The organism is Alkalispirochaeta americana, assembly GCF_900156105.1.
Lineage (GTDB): Bacteria > Spirochaetota > Spirochaetia > DSM-27196 > Alkalispirochaetaceae > Alkalispirochaeta > Alkalispirochaeta americana.
The window spans coordinates 103,070-121,278 of sequence record NZ_FTMS01000005.1 but is presented as its reverse complement, the minus strand read 5'-3'; the positions used below and the strand labels follow the sequence as shown (position 1 = coordinate 121,278).

The 18,209-nt window shown below is 59.3% G+C and carries 15 protein-coding genes; 9 read left to right on the top strand and 6 right to left on the bottom strand.

All coding sequences use genetic code 11. The annotated features are described in order from the left end of the window. Positions 1-22 precede the first annotated feature (22 nt). Positions 23-1,252, top strand: a complete 1,230-nt coding sequence (locus BW950_RS05245) for an FprA family A-type flavoprotein (RefSeq protein ID WP_076488240.1) — start codon at positions 23-25, stop codon at positions 1,250-1,252. 37 nt (positions 1,253-1,289) lie between these two features. Here BW950_RS05245 and asnS read toward each other — a convergent pair whose 3' ends face one another. Further along, complete coding sequence (gene asnS / locus BW950_RS05240; RefSeq protein WP_076488291.1) at positions 1,290-2,690, bottom strand: asparagine--tRNA ligase; 1,401 nt, start codon at positions 2,688-2,690, stop codon at positions 1,290-1,292. A 288-nt stretch (positions 2,691-2,978) separates the two neighbouring features. On the opposite strand from asnS, the gene BW950_RS05235 reads away from it, so the two are divergent. The 6 genes from BW950_RS05235 to dcd all read left to right on the top strand — a co-directional run bounded on the left by BW950_RS05235 (position 2,979) and on the right by dcd (position 7,770). After that, entirely contained in the window at positions 2,979-4,073 is a 1,095-nt protein-coding gene (locus BW950_RS05235) for a 3-deoxy-7-phosphoheptulonate synthase (RefSeq protein ID WP_076488239.1), read from the top strand. Beyond that, positions 4,070-5,398, top strand: a complete 1,329-nt coding sequence (locus BW950_RS05230; RefSeq protein WP_076488238.1) for a glutamate-5-semialdehyde dehydrogenase — start codon at positions 4,070-4,072, stop codon at positions 5,396-5,398. The genes BW950_RS05235 and BW950_RS05230 overlap by 4 nt, the downstream gene beginning before the upstream one ends. Continuing rightward, the gene (gene proB / locus BW950_RS05225; protein WP_076488237.1) at positions 5,391-6,533 is read left to right on the top strand and encodes a glutamate 5-kinase; all 1,143 of its coding nucleotides are present in this window, start codon (positions 5,391-5,393) and stop codon (positions 6,531-6,533) included. The genes BW950_RS05230 and proB overlap by 8 nt, the downstream gene beginning before the upstream one ends. Continuing rightward, positions 6,534-6,893, top strand: a complete 360-nt coding sequence (locus BW950_RS05220) for a dihydroneopterin aldolase (protein WP_076488236.1) — start codon at positions 6,534-6,536, stop codon at positions 6,891-6,893. Positions 6,894-7,000: 107 nt separating this feature from the next. Beyond that, positions 7,001-7,171: a hypothetical protein gene (locus BW950_RS15240; protein WP_094336449.1), complete on the top strand. Its 171-nt coding sequence runs from the start codon at positions 7,001-7,003 to the stop codon at positions 7,169-7,171. Positions 7,172-7,245: 74 nt separating this feature from the next. Continuing rightward, on the top strand, positions 7,246-7,770 hold the full coding sequence (gene dcd / locus BW950_RS05215) for a dCTP deaminase (RefSeq protein WP_076488235.1): 525 nt from the start codon (positions 7,246-7,248) through the stop codon (positions 7,768-7,770). Positions 7,771-7,872: 102 nt separating this feature from the next. Here the strand turns inward: dcd and BW950_RS05210 are convergent, their stop codons facing one another. Both BW950_RS05210 and BW950_RS05205 read right to left on the bottom strand, forming a co-directional pair. Continuing rightward, positions 7,873-9,438: a UTP--glucose-1-phosphate uridylyltransferase gene (locus tag BW950_RS05210; RefSeq protein WP_083943748.1), complete on the bottom strand. Its 1,566-nt coding sequence runs from the start codon at positions 9,436-9,438 to the stop codon at positions 7,873-7,875. A gap of 77 nt (positions 9,439-9,515) precedes the next feature. Further along, positions 9,516-10,592 carry a glucokinase gene (locus BW950_RS05205; RefSeq protein WP_076488234.1) on the bottom strand — a complete coding sequence of 359 codons (1,077 nt, stop codon included), beginning with the start codon at positions 10,590-10,592 and terminating at the stop codon, positions 9,516-9,518. 144 nt (positions 10,593-10,736) lie between these two features. Here BW950_RS05205 and BW950_RS05200 point away from each other — a divergent pair, with 144 nt between their 5' ends. Both BW950_RS05200 and BW950_RS05195 read left to right on the top strand, forming a co-directional pair. Then, positions 10,737-11,669, top strand: coding sequence for an exopolyphosphatase (locus BW950_RS05200; protein ID WP_076488233.1), 933 nt, complete (start codon positions 10,737-10,739; stop codon positions 11,667-11,669). 63 nt (positions 11,670-11,732) lie between these two features. Beyond that, a complete protein-coding gene (locus BW950_RS05195) occupies positions 11,733-13,079 on the top strand; it encodes a PHP domain-containing protein (protein ID WP_076488232.1) in 1,347 nt (448 codons plus the stop codon). On the opposite strand, the gene BW950_RS05190 is transcribed toward BW950_RS05195, so the two are convergent. The 3 genes from BW950_RS05190 to lpdA are packed head-to-tail and all read right to left on the bottom strand — an operon-like array spanning position 13,051 to position 18,209. After that, complete coding sequence (locus BW950_RS05190; RefSeq protein ID WP_076488231.1) at positions 13,051-14,247, bottom strand: SDR family NAD(P)-dependent oxidoreductase; 1,197 nt, start codon at positions 14,245-14,247, stop codon at positions 13,051-13,053. The two genes, BW950_RS05195 and BW950_RS05190, sit on opposite strands and share 29 nt — an antisense overlap. A 4-nt stretch (positions 14,248-14,251) precedes the next feature. Beyond that, positions 14,252-16,711 (bottom strand): alpha-ketoacid dehydrogenase subunit alpha/beta, encoded by a 2,460-nt coding sequence (locus tag BW950_RS05185; protein ID WP_076488230.1) that lies wholly within the window; start codon positions 16,709-16,711, stop codon positions 14,252-14,254. Continuing rightward, complete coding sequence (lpdA, locus tag BW950_RS05180; RefSeq protein WP_076488229.1) at positions 16,704-18,209, bottom strand: dihydrolipoyl dehydrogenase; 1,506 nt, start codon at positions 18,207-18,209, stop codon at positions 16,704-16,706. Before lpdA ends, BW950_RS05185 begins: the two co-directional genes overlap by 8 nt.

Genomic DNA, 18,209 nt, shown 5'->3' with positions numbered 1-18,209 from the left:
CAAGGACGGAGCAAATTAACCAATGAAGACTACGCACGTTACCGAAAATACCTGGCGCCTCTCGGCCAATGTCACGGACATCCTCTTCGAGGGGATGTGGCCGATTCCCGAGGGTGTCTCCATGAACTCCTACATTGTAAAGGGCGAGAAGGTCGCTATCATCGATGGAGTGTGCAACTGGGACGGCACCCCGCAGGTGCTCTTTGATCAGTTTGCCCAAATGGGGATAGATTATAACGATATCGATTATGTGGTTATCAACCATATGGAGCCTGATCATTCGGGATGGCTTGAGGATTTCAAGAAAATCCGTCCCGATTTCAAGATTGTGACCACTGCGAAGGCCCAGGCGCTCCTGAAGGCTTTTTTCGAGATTGACAACGAGGTAATGGTGGTCAAGTCCGGTGACACCCTGGATCTGGGAAACGGTCATGTTCTCGCCTTCGAAGAGATCCCGAATGTCCATTGGCCCGAGACGATGGCCACCTTCGATACCAAGACGGGAACACTCTTCCCCTGTGATGCCTTCGGTTCCTTTGGCGCGATCACCGATTCCCCCTACGACGATCAACTTTCGCAGGAGGAGATTGATTTTTTCGAGCGCCAGGCCAGCCGATATTATGCGAACATTGTCGGGCCCTTTTCGGGGCCAACCCAGAAGGCGATCGCCAAGACGGAAAAACTGCCGGTCAAGATCATTGCTCCCGGACACGGGATCGTCTGGCGCAGCAACCCCCAGAAAATAATCGACGACTACAAGCGATATGCCTCCTATAGCAAGGGGCCTGCCAAGGAAGAGATCACCGTGATCTGGGGCTCCATGTACGGGAATACCGAGCGGGGAGTGCGGAGAATAGTTGAAGCGATTGAGGCCGAGGGAGTTACGGTTCACGAGCACCAGGTTCCCCAGAGCCACTATTCCGAGATCCTCCGCGATGTCTGGAGTTCCAGCGGTGTAGTTCTGGCCATGCCAACCTACGAGTACAAGATGTTTGCCCCCATGGCGGTGGTCCTGGATGAGTTAGGCCGAAAGAAAGCCCTGAACCGGAAGGCCTTCCGGTTTGGAAGTTACGGCTGGTCCGGTGGCGCCCAGAAAGAGCTGGACGAGATTATGACGCGCTACAAGATGAACTGGGACTTCCTTGAGCCCCTGGAGTTTCTGGGTGCTCCAAAAGAAGACGATCTGGATTTGATCGCCACGCGAGGTCGCGAGCTGGTAGCCTGCGTGCGGGAGTGGGTCCGGCAGGGCTAGAACCATTCCAGGCGGCCCTGGGGCCGCCTGGAACTGGCTAAAACTCGGCGCTTCCCACGGCCCGGGGAAAGGGAATTACATCGCGGATGTTCTGCATTCCCGTGACATACCGCACGAGGCGCTCAAAACCCAGGCCGAACCCGGCGTGGGGCACCGTTCCAAAGCGCCGCAGATCCAGATACCACTGATAGGATTCGGTCTCGAGGCCGCAACGGCGGATCGCCTTCTCCAATGGTTCAAGCCCCTCTTCGCGCTGGCTTCCTCCGATGATTTCTCCCAGGCGGGGAACCAGCACATCCATGGCGCGGACGGTCTTCCCGTCAGGGTTCTGCTTCATGTAGAAGGCCTTGATCTCCCGGGGGTAGTCAGTGACGATCACCGGCCCCTGGGCGTAGTCCTCGGTGAGAAACTTCTCGTGCTCCGTTTGAAGGTCGATCCCCCAGTGTGGCGAGAAAGAGAAGGAACGGCCGCTCTTTTCAAGGACGTCGATCGCCTCGGTGTAGGTCATTCTCCGGAAATCGCTCTCGGCAACTGTGCGGAGGCTTTCCACGATGCCCGGCTCGATTCGTTTGTCAAAGAAGGCCATGTCTTCAGGGCACCGATCCAGTATATCCTTCAGGAGAAACCGGACAAAATCCTCGGCCAGGCTCATATTACCCTCAAGATCGCAGAAAGCCATCTCCGGTTCGATCATCCAGAACTCTGCCAGGTGGCGCGTGGTGTTGGAGTTCTCTGCCCGAAAGGTCGGTCCAAAGGTATAGACCCGGTCCAGGGCCGTGGCGTAGGCCTCGGCGTTGAGCTGGCCGCTCACGGTGAGATAGGCCGGTTTCCCGAAAAAGTCCTCGCTGTAGTCCAGAGAGCCATCCTCCCGGCGCGGCGGGTTGTTCACATCCAGGGTTGTTACCTGGAAAAGGGCTCCCGCTCCCTCGGCGTCGCTGGCAGTGATGATGGGAGTATTGAGATACAGAAACTCCCGTTCCTGAAAGAACTGGTGCACGGCGATGCTGAGGCGGTTGCGCACACGCATGACTGCCCCAAAAGTATTGGTGCGGCCCCGGAGGTGGGCAATTTCCCGGAGAAACTCGAAGGAGTGGCGTTTCTTCTGGAGGGGGTAGCTCTCGGCCGGCGCCTCGCCCAGGAGGTCCAGCTCCGTGCAGGACAGTTCGACGGACTGACCTTTTCCGGGAGATGCCACCAGAGTTCCCCGGGCAATCACGGAAGCCCCCGTCTGGAGGCGATCCAGGGTGTTCTGAAGATCGGTGGCGCTCTTGTCTATGATCGCCTGAAGGCCCTGGAGAGAGCTTCCATCGTTGAGTTCGAGGAAACAGACGTTCTTGGAGTCCCGTTTGGTGCGGACCCAGCCGGGAACTTCCTGGATGGTCTCCGAGGGGCTGCTCTGCAGCAGTTGGGCTATTCGCCGGCGTGCGATCCTGTTCATGGCCTGGTTGTTCATGAGGTAATAGGTATCACAGGGGAGCCCCCGAGGCAAGAGCGCAACCCCGGAACCCCGGAAACCCGCAGCCCCGCAACCCCGGAACCCCGGAAACCCGCAGCCCCGCAGCCCCGCAACCCCGGAAACCCGCAGCCCCGCAACCCTGGAAGCCCGAAAAGAGTCTCCCGAGTCACCCACCCGATTGAGCTCTCAAGATAAGTCCCGGGGGAAACCACTGGCCTGTGGTGTGCCACGGTATCGACAGGGATCGCCGGAGTGGGTACTCTCTCGGGTATGCCGAAGATCAGTGATATACATGTAACTGCCGAGTCGCCTCTGCTGGCACCGGCTGAACTCAAGAGGCGCCTGCCTATCAGCGATGCCTGCGCCGAGACGGTCCTGAGAAGCCGCCGGGAGATCACCGATATCCTGGAGGGCCGTGACCCCCGGATGGTGGCGGTAGTGGGGCCCTGCTCGATCCACGACGGTCGCTCTGCCATCGACTATGCCCGGAAGATCAGGGTCCTTCAGGAAGAGCTCTCCGATGTCCTGCTCCTGGTGATGAGGGTCTACTTCGAGAAACCCCGCACTGCCCTGGGGTGGCGGGGACTTATTCTGGACCCCAATCTGGACGGTAGTTACGATATCGATCAGGGGCTTCATACAGCCCGGGAGATTCTTCTGGCGGTCACCGCCATGGGAGTTCCCGCCGGTAGCGAGATGCTGGATCCGATCGTTCCCCAGTACATCGATGATCTGGTCTCCTGGGCCTCCATCGGAGCCCGCACGATCGAAAGCCAGACGCACCGTGAGATGGCCAGTGGTCTCTCCATGCCTGTGGGGTTTAAAAACGGCACCGATGGAAGTATCGAGACTGCCCTGAACGCCATGATCAGCTCTCTCCGGCCCCACAGCTTTATCGGGATCGATCAGGAAGGCAGCACCGCCGTGATTCATACCACCGGCAACAGAGCCGTCCACGTTATCCTTCGGGGAGGGCGGGGCGGCCCCAACTATCAGAGCTGGGATATTGTGCGGGTCGAGGAGCTTCTGCGTTCCATGGATCTGCCCTTGAACATCCTGGTGGATTGCAGCCACGGAAACAGCGAAAAAGACCCCCGGCGGCAGACAAAGGTTCTCTCGTCGATCCTGGATCAGCGGCTTGGGGGAAGGCGATCTATCACGGGGTTCATGCTGGAGAGCAACCTTGTGGCCGGGCGTCAGGATCTTGCAGGAGATCCATCCCGGCTTGTCTATGGCCAGTCCATTACCGATGCCTGCATCGGCTGGGACGAGACGGTGGGGCTTCTCAGGGAGGCTGCCGGGCGGTTACGCAACGATACCGGCCCGGGTGATGCCCTGCACACACGGGGGGGAGGTGCGAAATGAGCAGATCCACCGTAGAAGATCGGGCCCGAGGGGTTCGGGGGGCAGCCCGGGTGCTGGCAGCTTGCTCCGGTCGGGTCCGGGATGCCGCGCTGAAAGAGGTTGCCCGGGCCCTGGAGGCGGCCGATCGGCAGATAGAATCGGCCAACCAGGTTGATTGTGCCCGGGCCCGCGAAGCGAATCTGGCTGATCCCCTGCAACGCCGGTTGAGTTTTGGTCCCGAGAAGCGACGCCAGGCCCTGGAAGGCCTTCGTTCGGTGACAGCTCTTCCCGATCCGGTGGGAACCGTCCTGGAACGCCGCGAGCTTGACCAGGGGCTTCTTCTCACGCGCAGGACAACGCCCATCGGGGTGATCGCCATGATCTTCGAATCCAGGCCCGATGCACTTATCCAGATCGCTTCCCTGGCGCTGAAAAGCGGCAACGGGGTGATTCTCAAGGGTGGTTCCGAGGCCCTGGAAAGCAATCGTGTCCTGGCCAGGATTATTCACGATGCCGCCGTCTCGGCAGGAATCCCCCCGGGATGGCTGGCCCTGATCGAGACTCGTCAGGATGTGGGGGAATTGCTTCGGCTCGATGGCTGGATCGATCTGATTATCCCTCGAGGCTCCAACGACTTTGTCCGGTTCATTATGGACAATACCCGAATACCCGTGCTGGGCCACGCTGATGGAGTGTGCCATGTCTATCTGGACCGCAGTGCCGATCCGGCCGTGGCTCGGGCTGTGACGGTGGACGCCAAGACCCAGTACGAGGCGGTCTGCAACGCCGCCGAGACGCTTCTGATTCATCAGGATGAGCTCTCCCGGCTCTTGCCTGACGTGGCCCGGGCGTTGCAGGATCAGGGCGTGGCCTTGCGGGGATGTCCCCGTACCCGGGAGGTTCTCCCGGGGATCGAGGCTGCCTCCGATGAGGATTGGGCTGCGGAGTATCTGGACAAGATTCTGGCGGTCCGGGTCGTCGATTCTCTTCAGGAAGCGGTGGATCACATTAATACCTGGGGTAGCGGTCATACCGATGCCATCGTCACCACCGACGAGGACCGGGCCCGGCGGTTTATCGCCGAGGTTGATTCAGCCTCGGTCATGTGGAACGCCAGCACCCGCTTTGCCGATGGTTTTCGCTACGGTTTGGGTGCAGAAGTGGGAGTCAGTACTACCCGCATTCATGCCCGGGGACCCGTGGGAGTGGAGGGCCTTTTAAGTTCCAAATGGATTCTTGCCGGGGCAGGCCACATTGTGGCCGATTACGCTTCGGGGGTGCGGTCTTTTACTCACCGGGAGCTTCCGCTTCGGGAGAGTTCCTGTTCCGGGGAGGACGATGCGTAATTTTGAGGGGCTTCGCCGGGTTGTGGTGAAGGTTGGTACCAATGTTCTCACCCTGAATGACCGGATAGACCGGGCGTACATTGAGGAACTGGCTCAACAGATCGCCGCACTTCGCTCGGCGGGACGTGAGGTCTGCCTGGTCTCCTCCGGAGCGATCGGGTTGGGGGCCAGGGAACTGGGGATCACCGGACGTGTTCAGGATGTAGTGCTCCGGCAGGCCTGCGCGGCCGTGGGGCAACCTTTGCTGATGCAGGTCTATCGCGAGAGTTTTTCCCGCCAGGGTGTGCCAATCGCCCAGGTCCTGCTGACCCGGGAGGTTCTGAACGACCGGACGAGCTACGTTCAGATGCGAAATGCTGTGGAACGCCTTCTGGAACTGGGAGTGTTGCCCGTTTTCAATGAAAACGACAGCGTGGCCGTGGCTGAAATATCTCGGGCCTTTGGAGATAACGATCAACTCAGCGCACTTATCGCCAGCAAGGTCGACGCCGAGCTTCTGGTTCTTCTGAGCGACGTTCCGGGCTACTACTCGGCCGATCCCCGAACCAGCCCCGAGGCGGAGCTGATCTCCCGGGTAGAGTCGGTGACACCTGTCATGATCGCCGCCGCCGGGAGGGCCGGGTCATCGCTGGGCACAGGAGGGATGGCCACCAAGTTGCGAGCTGTCCAGATCGCTGCCGAGGGAGGGTGCCGCGTGATCCTTGCTCATGGTCGGGAGGAGCGTGTTCTGGCACGAATCCTCGAGGGGGAAGAGGTCGGAACCGTCTTTGGCGCTCGTCGAAGGCTGAAGAACCGCTCCCGCTGGCTTCTCCACAGCGCACCCCGGGGAAAAATCATCGTCGATTCCGGGGCCATGAAGGCGATCAGAAACCACAACAGCCTCCTTCCCTCGGGGATCGTCGCTGTGGAAGGATCCTTTGAGGCTGGTTCGGTGGTGATGGTAAATGAGGGAGTGAAGATCGTTTCGTCTTTTTCAAGTAGCGAGCTTGAGGCGCTGGCCGGAAAGCACACCTCCGAGGCTGGAGAGATTCTTGCAACGGGCCGCTCCCGGCGCATCATCGCCCGTCCCGAGGATATGGTCTTCTTTGAGGACGATCAGGATATGTCGAGGATTTCCCCGGAGGAGGCCAGGTAGATGCGCGGAACAACGGGCTTTCGGGACCAGGAGGTCTCCTGCATCATCGGCGTTCGCCCTGCCGAGCGCCAGGCCGAGCAACCCCTGGTGGTCGATCTTGCAATGGAGTATGATTTCTCCCGCGCTGCCGCTCGCGACGATCTGGCCGATGCGGTGGACTATTCGGCGGTGGCGCGTCTTGTCGCGGACCATCTGCGGGAAAGTCGCTACGGTTTGCTCGAGGCTGCGGCAGTTGGGGTTGCCTCGCTGATTACAACTTCGTATCCTGTAGTGAGACGGGTCATTGTGGAGCTCCGCAAGCCCCGGGCGATGTCCGGTTCGGCGGTTAGTTATGTTCGGTTTGATACGGCGCAGGAATAATCCTAAAAAAGGGCTTCTGCCCTTGCAAGAGACGCCGTATTTTGCCATAGTACCGCAGCGCCGGTAAACATCGGCGCTTCTATGTGTCTGATAGAGGAGGCAAACAAATGGCAGGGAAAATTTCAAAGAACGCCCGCCGTGAGGGTGCACAGGACTTGATGAGTCGGTGGGGTGGCAAGATTGTTATGAAGAGTACCTTCGAGAACGGGAAAATGCGCCACTTCGCTGTCTGTGAAAAAACGGGTCATCAGGGGCGTCGTCCCAAAGACCTGATGTAAGGCATCCCCTTGAAACTGGTTCGTCGCGATCCAACGCGGCGGTTGTATGGACACCGCTCGCAGGGAGGGGCTTCGTGATTCTGTCGGGACGCGAAATCAAGTCCCACCTGGGCGAGCGGATCGTTATCGATCCCTTCAGCGATAGTCAGCTCAATCCGAACAGCTATAACCTCAAACTCCACAACATGCTTCGGGTATACCGAAACAGAACGCTGGATATGCGGGTAGAAAACTTCTCCGATGAGGTTTCGATTCCCCCCGAGGGATTGCTCCTGGAGCCCCAGAAGTTGTATCTGGGCCGAACTGTGGAGTTTACTGCTACCGACGGGTTTGTTCCGATGCTGGAGGGCCGCTCCTCGGTGGGGCGGTTAGGTCTCTTTATTCATGTTACGGCCGGATTTGGTGATGTGGGGTTTCGCGGATTCTGGACGCTGGAGATGTTCTGCGTGCAGCCGATCCGCATCTACGCAGGGGTAGAGATCTGCCAGATCTTCTACCACACCCTGGAGGGGGCCTACGAGCCCTACCAGAGCGGAAAGTATCAGAATAACCAGGGAATCCAGCACAGTCTCCTGTACCGGGATTTCCAGGGCTCCTGAAACCTTTCTGTTGCTTCAGGTTCCCGGAGCGCTTCCGGGTGCCCCGTTCTTGGCCGCCCGAGAGTTCCGGTCGGTCCGGGAGTTCCGGCCGGCCAGACGCGGTCAGAGCACTTCCTGAGGGCTTTGGGGTACCCATCGCCCCTTTTCAAGGTTCATGCCGTATTCTTCCCTCAGAAGCCGCTCCAGTCCCTGTGAGAGCTGGTCCACCGTAGGTTGCAGCTCCCGGGCTTTCTCGAGGTGCAGGCCGCTGGTGAGAAGCGTCTCCAGGAGCATCTTGGCTGCAAGAAAGCGCCGGTATTTATCAATTCCGAAGACCAGGGGTTTTTCCAGCATGGCAATCACCTCCCAGGTGACCTGTTCGGCCTGGCTGTAACGCCCCGCATCCTTGTCCTGATCGGAAATCCGCATGGGCAGATCCCGGATAATCCGGTCCAGGTGGTTCGTCAGGTATTCCAGGTCCAAAAGGCCTGTGGCGCAGTTGAAAAGTATCCGATCACCCTGTTCCTCCGCCGCAAGAACGTCCTCCCTGGATATGGCCGCGCCGATATCGGCGCAGTTGAGCTTGCCCTGCTGGTCGAATACGAGAACGCCTCCTTTTACGTCCACGGGAGTGCGGAAGGAAAAATCGAAGGCTCCGGGGGCCTGGCGCAGAGCTGTGATCGCCAGCGACACCGGGTCCAGGGTAAATCCCAGGTTATCCACATTTCCGATATAGACAAAGCGTTTTCCTCGGGCAAAAAGTTTTCGGTAGATCGGTGCCAGGACGGAGAAGTTCTGGCCGTGGCCCCCGGGGAGGCCCAGAGGTTCTCCGGGTTTCCCGAAGGCTTCTGCAAAGATCGCTCGGGGACGTCCCTGGCTACTGTGGGTAAAAGCCGCCAGAAGGGGTTGCTGGGCGTGTTCGGTCTCGAGGGCTTTCTTTGTGCCGGGGAAGTCCTTCAGGAGAGGGCTCTCCAGGAAGGCCTGGTAGGCTTCTCGCAGAGGGGCCTCCGTGGCCTGGCTGGTCATCTCGAAAAAGGGCAGGCCGGGAGTCAAATTCTCGGGAGGCGTCACCCGAAAACGGGCTGCTCTGCGTGTGTACCGAAGCCCTGCCAGAAGAACCATCCGGAACTTGAGTTCCAGAAAACTTGCCCCCCGGGAACCGTCGGGGTTTACCCAGGCGGGGGTTATTCCCTTGGGCTTTCCCGCAAGCTCCGGCGCCAGCCGGGAGAACTCCTCCTGGTAGAGATCCAGTAGCCCCGGATCGAGGGACTCGTTCTTTTTTCTGTCGCCATAGCTGGTTGCGCTACCGCCGTTGAGGACTCCGTAGGAGAGGTACGGGTAGAGGAGCACTCCGATATCTTCAAGATCTTCCTGGGATAAAAGGCGGTCGCTCCCTTCCAGGCGGCCAAAGCGTTCCAGGGGGATCTCCGGTGCCAGCTCCCGGAGCCGGGTCTGGTAACGTTCATCGGGGATGGCCAGTGTTGTCGGTACGGTTCGGTCGATCACCTGTTGCCCGTCGATCCGGGGGATTCCCTGGGGACGGATCGGTTCGATTGCATCGTAGCGGCCCTGGTTCAGGTTATTCAGGATCTGGATCGATCGGTCGGCGTCCAGGCCCGACTCAAGTAATCGCTGTCGCAGAGCCGGGGGGATTGTTGTTGCGTCCTGGGGGGTCTTGTCACTCTTCATTGGTTGTTCCTCTCTGGGGGTGCCTGGTGGCACCCAATGGCAGTGCAAGGGCTTCCTATCGGGGTGGGAGCGGGTTTTTATCGCGTCGTCAGATACGCCCCGTAGGCAGCCCCGTACAGGGAGACTTCGTAATCCCGCACGACAAAGACGGGGATGCTCTGGAGCAGCGCCTGGATGTTCTCCCTGTAACTGCCCTGAAAAGCCTCTGTGAAGCGGTGGTCTTCCAGAAACCACGCTTCGTTTTTTGTTACGATTCCTCCCGCAAGATACAGCCCTCCCAGGGGGAGAAAATGAAGCGCCGCAGCCTTGGCGGCATGGCCGTAGTTGGTGACAAAACGGCGCATGATCTCCCCGGCGCAGGCGTCTCCCCGAGCGGCCTCACGGGAAACCAGTTGGGCCTGATCTGTTTCCGGAGGCGGCGAGGCGAGGGGGGATTCCCGGGGAATCCGGCCCGTCTCACGGAAAAAGTTGAGGATGTTAGTGATCCCCCGACCGGAGACGAAGCATTCAGCCCCCGGCGGGGCAGGCTCGTGACGGGAAACAAAATCGAGAAGATCCCGGCTGAAATCGTCGTAGGGAGCGAAGGGAGCATGGCCGCCTTCCGAGGGCAGGGCTATGTACCCCTCCTGGTGTTCCACCACGTACCCCACGCCGAGGCCCGTCCCCGCTCCCACCACGGCCCGCACGGTGTGTCCAGCAGGCGTTGGTTCGGGAGAACCAGCGGGGGGGGTGAATACTCGTGTAATTCTTTCGGAATCGGTGGTGTCCAGGAGAGGAATCCCGTAGCTGATCGAGGTAAAATCATTTATGACAGCCACGGCCATTCCCAGGAGAGACTCCAGGGAAGATTGCTCAATGTTCCAGGAGAGGTTTGTAAGATGGCAACGGCCCGCCCGGACCGGGCCTGCTCCGCTTACGCAGGCTGCCCGGGGTCTCAGAGAGGGCGGGAGAGCCGGAAGTTTGGCCTTTACATCCTCCAGGGCCTCTTCCAGGGAGGAGAGCTGCTGCGACTTGTACTGATAGCGTTCAAGAATTGTAAACCCGGTCCCCCTGCGCCCCACCAGGGCGCAACTGGTGTTGGTTCCTCCCACGTCACAGGCCAGAAAGGTCTCCTGGAGAGTGGGGTCTGTCTGGTATGATTCCTTTCGTTCCATTGAGTGCCGTTATAGTACAAGGAGATGGAATTGTCCATTCAATATTCCTTGAGGATCCCTTTCCCCGGGGCAAATGCCATTTTTCCTGTTTTACTTGAGAAATCAATTTTATTCGGGTACACTGTTTCCGCAGGCGGAGGTGTAATGGAATCAGGCGACAAGAAGTTCCGGCTCGTGACTCGAAGTGATTTCGATGGGCTCGTGTGTGCGGTTTTGCTCCGCGACCGGGGCCTGATAGACGAAATAAAGTTCGTTCACCCGAAGGATATGCAGGATGGTCTTATTGCAATCTCCAGCGATGATATAACCACAAACCTTCCCTACGTTGAGGGGGTATATCAGGCCTTCGATCATCATTATTCCGAATCGGTAAGGGTGGGAGAGCAGGAGCGCTACATATGCGATCCCTCGGCACCCAGCACTGCTCGGGTGGTGTACAATCACTTCGGGGGGGAACAGGCGTTTCCATCGATCAGTCACGATATGATGACTGCCGTGGACAAGGGCGATAGCGCTGATTTCACCATGGAGGAGGTTCTGAACCCCGAAGGATGGAACCTCCTGAACTTCATCATGGACGCACGGACAGGGCTTGGCCGGTTCCGAAACTTCCGTATTTCCAATTACCAGCTCATGATGGACCTGATCGATTACTGCCGAAATCACGACATTGAGGATATCCTGGAGCTTCCCGACGTGACCGAACGGGTAGAACTCTATCAGGAGCACCGGGAGCTCTTCCAGAAACAGCTCAGGACCGTAGGTAAAATGGATGACCGGGTTCTGGTAGTCGATATGCGAACCCAGGAGACAATTTACGCAGGGAATCGCTTTGTAAAATACGCCCTCTTTCCTGAATCGACCGTCTCGGTACAAATCCTCTGGGGGTTCAAGCGGCAAAATACGGTCCTCACCGTGGGAAAATCAATTTTCAACGAGGGGTGCACCACAAATATCGGCGAACTCATGCTTTCCTACGGTGGGGGTGGTCATGTAGCAGCCGGAACCTGCCAGGTGGCCAACGAAGACGCCGAGCGGGTGATCCAGGAGGTCGTAGCGGTCCTGCAGGAGTCCTGATCCTGCTGTTGAAAGCCTCTCAATCTGCCACCGCACCAGGGAATCACGGGAGTACAGACACCGATGACAGACATCTTTGATAATCTCGCCGCGCTGGAGCAGGATGGTCAGGCTCAGCGCCTGCAAGCCCTGAGTGATCTGGTTTCTTCTCGTGCCGGGGATCTCGCCGATCGGCCCTGCACGGAGGAAGTCAATAACCACATCCATACCCATTATTCCTTCAGTCCCTACTCACCGGCAGCTGCAGCCTTCCTGGCTCGCTGGAGCGGGCTTCGTGCTGTGGGGAGTGTCGATCACGATTCTATAGGTGCTGCCCGGGAGCTTGTCGAGGCGGCACGCATTGTGGGCATTGGTTCCACCGTGGGAGCAGAACTGCGGGTCAGCTTCGAGAACACCCCCTTCGCGAAAAAGCGCCTGAACAACCCCGACTCCATCGGTATCGCCTACATGGTTCTTCATGGTGTTCCTCTCCCGCAGGTTCCCGGGGTAGAGGCTTTCCTGGCCCCGCTTCAGGATGTCCGGAACGAGCGCAATCGCGCCCAAGTGGAACGCCTTAACGAAATCCTCGCTTCCCGGGGGCTCCCGAAGGTCGATTTTGACCGTCACGTTCTCCCTCTTTCCTGGGCAGACCGGGGCGGGAGCGTCACCGAGAGGCACATTCTTTTTGCTCTTGCCTCTCTGGTGGAGGAGCATTTTGGCCGGGGAGAGAAGCTGGTCCAGGCGCTGAGGGGTGATTTCGGTCTGACCCTTTCGCCGTCGCAGGAAGAGGCTCTCCTTGATCGGAAGAACCCTCATTACCGCTACGATCTCCTGGGGGCTTTCAAGGGACATTTTGTGGAACGCTTCTTTATCCAGCCTTCCCGGGCCGAGTGTCTGCCCGTGGAGGAGGTGGTGGCCTTCGGGAACGAGGTCGGGGCTGTTCCAGCTTACGCCTATCTGGGCGACGTGGGAGAATCGCCCACGGGTGACAAGGCTGCCCAGGCTTTCGAGGATGCCTTTCTTGATGAGCTCTTTCTGGAGCTGCCCCGGATCGGGTTTCGCGCCGTCACGTACATGCCGCCCCGGAACACCCCTCAGCAGCTGAAGCGGGTGAGAGAGCTCTCGGAATGTCATGGTTTGATGGAGATCAGCGGTGTCGACATCAATTCCAGTCGTCAGGTTTTTACCTGCCCCGAGGTGATGAAACCGGAGTTTCGCCACCTGATAACCAACACCTGGGGGCTGATCGCTCACGAAAAGCTCTCTGCCCTGGATCCTCGCTGGGGGCTCTTTCACCAGGGAAACCCCCTGGGGAGTCTCTCTTTGCCAGAGCGGATTGCCCGGTACGGCGAGATCGCCCGCCAGAGCGATCTCCACCGTCCCGAGGATCTCCTCGAAGGCGCTATCGCAGCATTTCCTGCCCTCCCGTAACGGGGAGGGCCTGGCCCGTCTCGTACTGCTGTTCCACCACGTAGAGAATTGCTCGCACCACGTCCCGGCCGGTACAGCCCCGTTTCATCGGGACCCGTTCCTCGTAGAAACGGCGGACATCTTCCAGCGTTCTTGCCCCGGGGACCTTCCCCGTTCGCAGGTACTGCACAAAGAGCCCCTCTTCAGGGTCGCTCCAGAGGGGGCCGTCCAGAAAGTTCCCCGGGCAGACGGCGTTGATCTTGATATTCTCCCCGATCAGCTCCAGGGCAAAACTCTGGACCAGGCCGATGCCGCCGAACTTGCTCCCGGCGTAGGCTCCGTTCCGGTTGCTCCCCGAGAGTCCGCTCTTGGAGTTGATCTCGATGATATCGGTGCTGAAGGGTGGCCGGGGGTGATGCTCCCGGGCCGCTGCAATCCGGGCCGCAGCGTTTTGATCTGCCAGAATCGGGACGGCGTGTTTCGTCATGAGAAAGAAGCCGGTATAATTTACGCTTGTTACCAGCTGAAAATCCTCCAGGGGAAGGTCCCGGACGCTTCCCGCCTTCAGAACTCCGGCGTTGCTAATCACCAGATCCAGGCCGCCGTAGTGGCGGAGAACCTCCCTGTAGAGGGCCTGCACCGATTCTTCCTTCGTCACATCGAGACTCAGCGCAAGATGGCGTGTTCCCTGGCAAAGGGTGTTGAGTTTTTCCGCTTCCCTCCGGGCGCCCTGCAGATTCAGGTCCGCCAGGATGACCTGGGCTCCCGCTGCAGCGAGTTCCCGGGCAATTTCGAGGCCGAATCCCTGGGCTCCTCCCGTGATGAGCGTCACCTTGTTACGAATTACTGAGGAACGCTCCTCGGGAAGGCCCAGCTTCTCCGGGACGAGGGAAGAAGGTGCTCCCAGGGAATCCTGGTTCTCGCCCAGGAGAAAACACCGGGAATCCCAGAGGACGACTCCCGGGGTCTTCCCGCTGCGGCGGGTATAGGCGATCCACTGGTCCACCAGATCTTCCACGGAGTCTGTTTCCGGGGAGATATGGAGTATCGCCGGGTCATCTTCTGGTTGTGTGTCCCCGTACCGCTGTGCCTCCTCCGTGGAGGCGGCGCGGACCGTCAGAGCGCTGAAGCCGTTCCAGGAGCAGCCCCGCAGGGCTGCCTGAAACGTCTCGGGTGTCAGATTTTTCATGAAATCAGACCCCCTCCCGATAACGACGGAGGAGCTCTCCGTTGGTTTGTACCGTCGATACCTGATGACCCGGCAAGGGGAGGATCTTCTCGTGGATTGAGTCGATGATCCACTCTTTCTGGGGAAAGAAAGAATCTTCCAGCTCCGAGGCGGGAGTAATCCAGTTGCGGGACCCCACCACCACAGGTGGAGCGTCCAGGTGGTCAAAGGCGAGTTGTGCCACGGTCCCGCCCAGGGAATAGAGGAAGCTTCCCCGTTCCACGGCATCGGAGGCAAGAACGAGCCTGCCTGTCTTGCGCACCGATTCGACGATCGGTTCCAGATTCAGGGGGTTAATAAAGCGGGCATCGATCACTTCTGCAGATATTCCGTAGCGTTCCTGCAGATCGTCCGCTGCGTCCAGGGCCCGGTAGAGGGTTGCGCCGATGGTGACTATAGTGAGATCCGTACCTGCTCTCTTGATATCGGGTTCTCCCGGGGGTATCTCGTAGTATTCCCGGGGTACGCCATCGGTGTGGAAGAGCTCGCCAATGTCGTAGAGGCGCTGGCTTTCGAAGAAGATTACCGGGTCTGTTCCTGCCAGGGCTTCGTTGAGCATTCCCTTGGCATCGTAGGGGGTTGCCGGAAAGTAGACCTTCAGGCCGGGGATGTGGGAGGTTATGCTGCTCCAGTCCTGGGAGTGTTGTGCGCCGTATTTGCTGCCCACCGAGACCCGAACTACCAGAGGCATCTTGAGAACACCGGCGCTCATGGCCTGCCATTTCGCCATCTGGTTGAAAATTTCGTCGCCGGCTCTCCCCATGAAGTCGTTGTACATCAGTTCGACCACAGCGCGACCACCCGAGAGTGCGTAGCCCACGCCGCTACCGACGATAGCACCCTCGGCGATGGAGCTGTTGAAGAGGCGCTGATAAGGGAGCGCTTCGGTGAGACCCCGGTAAACGGCGAAGGCGCCTCCCCAGTCCCGGTTCTCCTCACCGTAGGCGACCATGGTGGGATCTTTGTAAAAGCGGTGGATCATCGCCTCGAAAAGGGCATCCCGGAGCTGATAGGTCTTCATCCTGGAAAAGGCTGTGCCGTCGGGTCCGATGCCAAAGCGCTCTTTTTTCTCGAGCTGTTTTAGCCGGGGGTTTTCGTTCAGGGGAAGAAGCACCTGGGGATCGCCCTGGTCAAGGGCCTCGGCCCGGCTGTTGCTGAACATGTATCGGGCGATGTCTTCGGGATTCATCCGGGGGCTTTCCGTCAGGTCTGTCGCCAGGCGGGTCGCCTTGATCAGTTTTTCCCGGACCTGGAGGTCTATCTCCTGGAGTGATGATTCATCGGCCATGCCGTTTTTCAGCAGATACGAGCGGAACTCCTGAATCGGATCGTGATCCTTCCAGAGATCGACCTCTTCTTTGGAGCGATAGCTTGAGGCGTCCGAGGGAGAGTGGCCACTGATCCGGTAGGTGATGGTGTCCAGAAGAACCGGTCCGCGTCCCTCGGCGAGAATGGTCTTTTTGCGGAGGATCGCGTCGGCAACGGCCAGAGGGTTAGACCCGTCCACACGTTCGGCGTGCATGTTCTCCTCGTTGACGCCTGCTCCCAAACGCGCCAGTACCTTGAAGCCCATGGTTTCTCCCACGGTTTGTCCGCCCATGCCGTAGAAATTGTTGAAGAAATTGAATATCACCGGAGGTGCTCCTCCGATCTCCCCGGGCCAGAGTGTACGGTATTGATCCATAGCGGAGATCATGATCGCCTCCCAGACAGGGCCGCAGGCGGCGCTGGCATCGCCTATGTTCGCGATGACGATTCCCGGCTTTTTATTGATTCGTTTGTACAGTGCCGATCCCAGGGCGATATCGGCGCTTCCTCCGACGATCGCGTTGTTGGGCATGCTCCCGAAGGGGGCAAAGAAGGCGTGCATGGATCCGCCCAGCCCCCGGTTGAGTCCTGTGTTGCGTGCGAAGATCTCGGCCAGGGTTCCGTAGAGGATAAAATCTTCAGCCAGGTCTGTTACGGACCCGGTCGTGCCCTGTTTCTCCAGAACCCGGAGAATGTCACCCTCCAGATAGGTTTCCATCACCCCCTGGAGGGTGGCTTCATCGCTTTGGGCAATCGCTGAGAAGCACTTGGCAAGTATCTCGCCGTGGCTCCGATGACTGCCAAAGATGAAATCCTGTGCATCCAGATGCATGGCCTGGCCCACGGCGGCGCTCTCCTGTCCTATGGAAAGGTGGGCGGGGCCGGCGTGGTTGTAGGAGATTCCTTCCCACTCGCCGGTCATCTTGATGGTGTTGAGCATTGTCTCGAACTCACGAATCACCACCATATCGTGGTACACCCGCTGAAGGCGCTGAACTCCGTAGCGCTTCTTCTCTGCTCCAGGATCGCTCCGGTAGTGATTCACGGCGATAGGGGCGATCGTGAGGGTATCTTTTTTTCGTACGTCCCGGGGATGGACAAGCTGTTCCTTAGGCATGGTTGGTATCCTTTCTGTGTGTTTTCGCTCCAGCGGTATTCTGTGATCCGGCGGTATGAGATGTCATATCCCGGGGTGCTCCCGAGGGGACCGCCCAGAGGGCATCGCGCAGGGCTTCGCTTACTGTGGGGTGGGGAAAGACAATTTTTCGCAGATTTTCCACGGTCCAGCCCGTTTCAATCATGGCGGCGGCGCTGTGGATGATCTCGCTGGTGCCGCTTCCCAGCATCTGAACCCCCAGAAGGCGCCTGTCGCCGGCGTTGACCACGACGGTGACGGTGCCCTTTTCCCGGGGGTGTTCAGCCACGTAGCGCCCGCTCACCATCAGGGGCAGAGTAACTGTCCGGGTCTGGTACCCCCGGGCCTCAGCCTCCCGGGCGGTGAGGCCGCAGCCTGCCACCTCGGGGCTTGTGAATACCACCCAGGGGATGGTATCGAAGCGCATCCTGTTGGGCCAGTTCTGCCGTCCGGCGGCGCTTGTGGCTTCCTTCGAGAGAGAATCTTCACGAAACATGTGGGAAACGGCGACCTCTCCCATGCGATACGCCGCGTGGGCCAGGAGCATTTTTCCGGTAATATCCCCTGCCGCGTAGACACCGGGAAGGTTCGTCTGGAGGTACTCGTCGACCACCACGCAACCCTGGTGGAGGGCCACGCCGGCTGATCCAAGGCCTTCCTCAACGGCGCGGGAGACGCGTCCTGTGGAGAGGAGGATCAGATCGGCCTGGATCGTCTCCGGTTCTGCGGCGGGGCCCGAGCGATCATCCGCAACGGGGCTGATATGGATCGTTTCGTCCTGAATCCGGTCTACCCGGTACCCCGTGCGGAAAGATATCTCCGGCAGATGCTTGCGCAAATTCCGGGCCATCTCCGGCTCCAGCGAGGGGATGATCTCGGGCATCATTTCTATCACTGTTACGTCCGTGCCGATCGAGGCAAAGAAGGCGGCAAACTCCATTCCGATGTAGCCACCTCCGATCACGGCGAGCCGTTCGGGCTGCTTCTGAATCTCCAGAATCTCCCTGCTGGTCACGACTCGGGGGTTATCCCGGGACCCGGGAATGGGCGGGCGGGCGCTGGAGCTTCCCTGGGCAAGAAGGATGAAGGTTCCCCCGATCTCCTCTCCCTCAATGGAGACAAGACCCGGTCGCAGGAACGTGCCCTGGCCCGTGCGAAGGTCCACTCCCAGGCGTTTTAATTGACCCAGGATTCCCTTTTGAAGCGTCGCAATTACCGATGCTTTGTGTTTCATGGCCACCGCCAGATCGAAGGTGACATCCCGGGCTGTTACCCCCAGGGAAGCCGAGTTTCTGGCCTGGGTGTATATCTTTGCCCCGTAAAGAAGAGATTTGGTCGGGATGCAGCCTTCGTTCAGGCAGGTTCCCCCGATGGCTTTTTTCTCTGCCAGGAGTACGGTTTTTCCCAGGGCGGCGGCACGCTCGGCTGCAATGTACCCGGCGGGGCCTCCTCCCAGAACGATCAGGTCGTAGTGTTTCAC